The organism is Devosia insulae DS-56, from assembly GCF_000970465.2.
In the GTDB taxonomy this organism is placed as follows: Bacteria; Pseudomonadota; Alphaproteobacteria; order Rhizobiales; family Devosiaceae; genus Devosia_A; species Devosia_A insulae.
This window is the reverse complement of record NZ_LAJE02000283.1, coordinates 1-4242: the sequence shown is the minus strand read 5'-3', so window position 1 is coordinate 4242 and position 4242 is coordinate 1. Positions and strand designations below refer to the sequence as shown.

Sequence of the window (4242 nt, the reverse complement as noted above, 5' to 3'; positions counted from 1 at the left end):
GCTCCACAGACACCGGCGCTGGTGTGAGCGTCTCCCTCCCCCTTGCGGGGAGGGGACAGGGGAGGGGGCACTCTTCTTGCATCAATCTATCGGTCGGCTGGAGCTACGAGCTGCTCAACGTCCGCCGCACCGCGTCGCGCCAACCCTTCAGCTTTCGTGTCCGCTCGTCCTCGTCCATCCGCGGCGTGAACTGCCGGTCGAGGGCCCAGCGCTCGGCAAAGCCCTTCTGGTCCGGCCACACCCCTGCCTTCCAGCCGGCGAGCCAGGCGGCGCCGAGCGCCGTGGTCTCGAGGATGGTCGGCCGGTCGACCGGGGTGTTCAGCATGTCGGCGAGGAACTGCATGGTGAAATCCGAAGCGACCATGCCGCCATCGACCCGCAGCACCGTGTCGTGCGCACCCTTCCAGTCCTTGCGCATGGCGTCGATCAGGTCGCGCGTCTGGTAGCTGACCGACTCGAGCGCCGCCCGCGCCAGCTCAGCCGGCCCGGTATTGCGGGTCAGCCCGGTGAGCGAGCCGCGCGCCGCCGAATCCCACCATGGCGCGCCCAGCCCGACGAAGGCCGGCACCAGGTAGACGTTCTGTGTCGGGTCGGCCTTGGCCGCCAGCACCCCGGCATCGCTGCTCTTTTCGATGATTTTCAGCATGTCGCGCATCCACTGCACCGACGCACCGGCGATGAAGATGGCGCCCTCGAGTGCATAGGTGGTCTCGCCGTTGAGCCGGTAGGCGACGGTGGTCAAGAGCCGATTCTTCGAGCGCACCATGTCGGTGCCGGTGTTTAGCAGCGCAAAGCACCCCGTGCCGTAGGTCGATTTCAGCATGCCCGGATTGAAGCAGGCCTGCCCGATGGTCGCCGCCTGCTGGTCGCCGGCCGCGCCATAGATCGGCAGCGCCACGCCGAAGATCTCGGGGTCGGTCATGCCGAAATCATCGGCATTGTCCTTCACCTCGGGCAGCATGGCGCGCGGGATGCGGAACAGTTTCAGCAGCTCGTCGTCCCACTCGCCGGTCTTGATGTTGAGCAGCAGCGTGCGGCAGGCATTGGTGATGTCGGTGGCGTGACTCTTGCCGCCGGTCAGCCGCCAGATCAGGTAGCTGTCGACGGTGCCGAAGGCGAGCTCGCCCTTCTCGGCGCGCTTCCGCGCACCCGGCACGTTGTCGAGGATCCAGGCGAGCTTGGTGGCGGTGAAATAGGGGTCGAGCAGAAGCCCCGTCTTCTTGCTCACCAGCTTCTCGTGCCCGGCCTTTTTCAGCTTCTCGCAGAGTTTGGTGGTGCGCCGGTCCTGCCAGACGATGGCGTTGTAAATCGCCTTGCCGGTCTGCCGATCCCAGACGATCGTCGTTTCGCGCTGGTTGGTGATACCGATCGCGGCGATCTCGCTGGCCTTGACCCCGGCCTTCTTGATCGCGGTCTTGGCGCTCCACAGTGCCGTCGCCCAGATCTCCTCGGGCACATGCTCGACCCAGCCATCCCTTGGGAAATGCTGGGTGAACTCCATCTTGCCCAGCCCGGCAATCTTCTGGTGCTCGTCGAAGACGATCGCCCGGCTCGACGTGGTGCCCTGGTCGATCGCGAGGATGTTGCCGCTCATTGTCTCTTCCCCATCTCAGTGAGGCGTTCGGCCATGTACCTGGCCAGTGCCGCCTTCTCGTTTGCTTTGAATTTCAGGCCTTGCTTCGAGCGACGCCATAGCACGTCGTCAGCGGTCCGCGCCCATTCCAGATCCATCAGGTAGTCGACTTCGCGCGCATAAAGCGTCGTGCCGAAATGCTCCCCGAGCTCGGCCGGGGTCTGTGCCTCACCCAGCACATCGGCGGCCAGTGTGCCATAGGCCCGCACCAGCCGGCGGATGAAGGCGGGATCGAGGTTCTGCTTTTTCGCCGCGAGCTTGCGCACCTCGGCATCGAACGCGGTGGGCGGAAAGTTGCCGCCCGGCAGGTGTGCGCTCTTGGTCCAGCGCGGTCCCTTCCTGCCAATCAGCCCGTCGATCTTGTCGACCACCTGCTCGCTGAGCCGTCGATGCGTGGTCAGCTTGCCGCCGAAGACGTTGATCAGCGGCCCGTTGCCGGCCTCGCCTTCGGTCTTCAACACATAATCGCGCGTCGCCTCCTGCGCCGCGCTGGCGCCGTCGTCGAACAGCGGCCGCACCCCGGCATAGGTCCAGACGATCTCGTCGCGCGTCACCGGCTTGATGAAATACTCGCTCGCCGCGGCACAGAGATAGTCGGTCTCCGCGTCGCTGATCTTGACCCCGGTCGGGTCGCCCTCGAAGTCCTGGTCAGTGGTGCCGATCAGCGTGTAGTCGCCTTCATACGGAATGGCGAAGAAGATGCGGCCGTCGGCGTTCTGGAAGAAGTAGCAGCGGTCATGATCGAAGAGCTTCTTCACCACGATATGGCTGCCTTTGACCAGCCGAACATGGTGCGCCTCGTTGCGACCGACCGTCTCGCGGATCACCTGGTCGACCCACGGCCCGCCGGCATTCACCAGCAGCCGAGCCGACACGGTCTCGGTCCCGTGCGGTCCCTGCAATTCGATCCGCCACAGCCCACCCTCACGGCGCGCCGCGGTCACCTTGGTCTGCGTCACCACCCGGGCGCCCTTGTCCGCCGCGTCGCGGGCGTTGAGCGCCACCAGCCGGGCATCGTCCACCCAGCCGTCGGAATACTCGAATGCCACCTTGTGTCCGGGCTTCAGCGGCCGCCCGGCGGGGTCCGTGCTGAGGTCCAGCGTCTTGGTCCCCGGTAGCAGTTTTCGCCCGCCCAGGTGGTCGTAGACAAAGAGGCCGAGGCGCAGCAGCCAGGCCGGCCTGAGGTTCTTCTCGTAGGGCAACACGAACCGCAGCGGCCAGATGATGTGCGGCGCCGAGGCCCACAGCACTTCACGCTCGGCCAGCGACTCGTGCACCAGCCGGAACTCGTAGTGCTCGAGATAGCGCAGGCCCCCATGCACCAGCTTGGTCGCCGCTGACGAAGTGCCCGAAGCGAGGTCATGCATCTCAGCCAGCATCACGGTGTGTCCGCGCCCCATGGCGTCGCGGGCGATGCCGGTGCCGTTCACCCCGCCGCCGATGACGAACACATCGAACGGCTCTTGTGCGTCGCTCATCTGGGGGCTGGTCCTTCGCTGGCAATATGGAGTTCGACGCCTGATGCCGCGCAGATCGCGGCGATGGCAGGGGAGGGGGCTTGATCGGTGACGAACACGTCGATCTGCTCGAGGTGACCGATGCGCACCGGCGCGGTGCGCTCGAACTTCATCGCGTCGGCGACCAGGATGGTTTTCCGCGCTGTTTCGATGATCGCCTGCGCGACCTTCACTTCGCGGAAATCGAAATCCAGCAGCGTGCCGTCGGCATCGATCGCCGAGGCGCCGATCACCGCATAATCGACCCGGAACTGCCGGATGAAATCCACTGCCGCCTCGCCCACCACGCCGCCATCGGCATGCCGCACCACGCCGCCCGCGATCACCACTTCGGCGCTCGGCACCTCGCGCAGGATGTTGGCGGCGTTGATGTTGTTGGTCACCACCATCAAGCCGGTGTGACGGCGCAGCGCCATCGCCACCTGCTCGGTGGTGGTGCCGATATTGAGGATCAGCGAGGACTCGTCAGGGATCATCGCCGCGGCGGCAAGCCCGATCCGGCGCTTGCTCTCCGCCGCCAGCATCCGCCGCGCTTCATAGGCATAGTTCGAAACGCCTGAAGGGTAGGCCGCACCGCCATGCAGGCGGTTGAGGAGCTTGCGGTCGCAGAGCTCGTTGAGGTCCTTGCGGATGGTCTGCGGCGTCACTGCGAACTGCAGCGCCAGGGAGTCGACATCCACCCGCCCGTGCTGCCGGGCCAGCGCCATGATGTCATCCTGCCGCTGCGTCAGCGCGTCCAATCCGTCCCCCTGAGTGTGGGTTCATCTATACGCGGGCTAGGTTCGTTTCGATAGCGAAATGTTCGAATTAGTTTCGTTATTGAGCCGAAGCAGACGGCCCCCTCCCATCCTCCCCCATGAAGGGGGAGGTGCCGCATCCAGTGTTCGGCACGATCCAGCCACGGCCCCGACTCTTCACCTCCCCCTTCATGGGGGACTTCGAGCCGTCCCGAAGGGCAAATCGCTCCAGTGGAGCGATTTGAGGGAAGAAGGCCATGAGAGCTACGCTCGAATGGCGAGGGAGGGGGCCGGCTCTATCAGTTAGCCCTCCCTACCATTGACCCCCGCGCCCCTCCCTTGCCTCAGGAAACAC

The 4242-nt window shown here is 65.4% G+C and carries 3 protein-coding genes; all 3 read right to left on the bottom strand.

Annotation, left to right across the window (positions count from 1 at the left end):
* Positions 1-103 precede the first annotated feature (103 nt).
* Genes glpK through VW23_RS19605 form a run of 3 tightly spaced genes read right to left on the bottom strand, consistent with a single transcriptional unit; the run spans position 104 to position 3890 of the window.
* Positions 104-1594, bottom strand: coding sequence for a glycerol kinase GlpK (glpK, locus tag VW23_RS19615; RefSeq protein ID WP_069911227.1), 1491 nt, complete (start codon positions 1592-1594; stop codon positions 104-106).
* Complete coding sequence (gene glpD / locus VW23_RS19610; protein WP_069911226.1) at positions 1591-3111, bottom strand: glycerol-3-phosphate dehydrogenase; 1521 nt, start codon at positions 3109-3111, stop codon at positions 1591-1593. The genes glpK and glpD overlap by 4 nt, the downstream gene beginning before the upstream one ends.
* Entirely contained in the window at positions 3108-3890 is a 783-nt protein-coding gene (locus VW23_RS19605; RefSeq protein WP_280138993.1) for a DeoR/GlpR family DNA-binding transcription regulator, read from the bottom strand. Before VW23_RS19605 ends, glpD begins: the two co-directional genes overlap by 4 nt.
* Positions 3891-4242 lie beyond the last annotated feature (352 nt).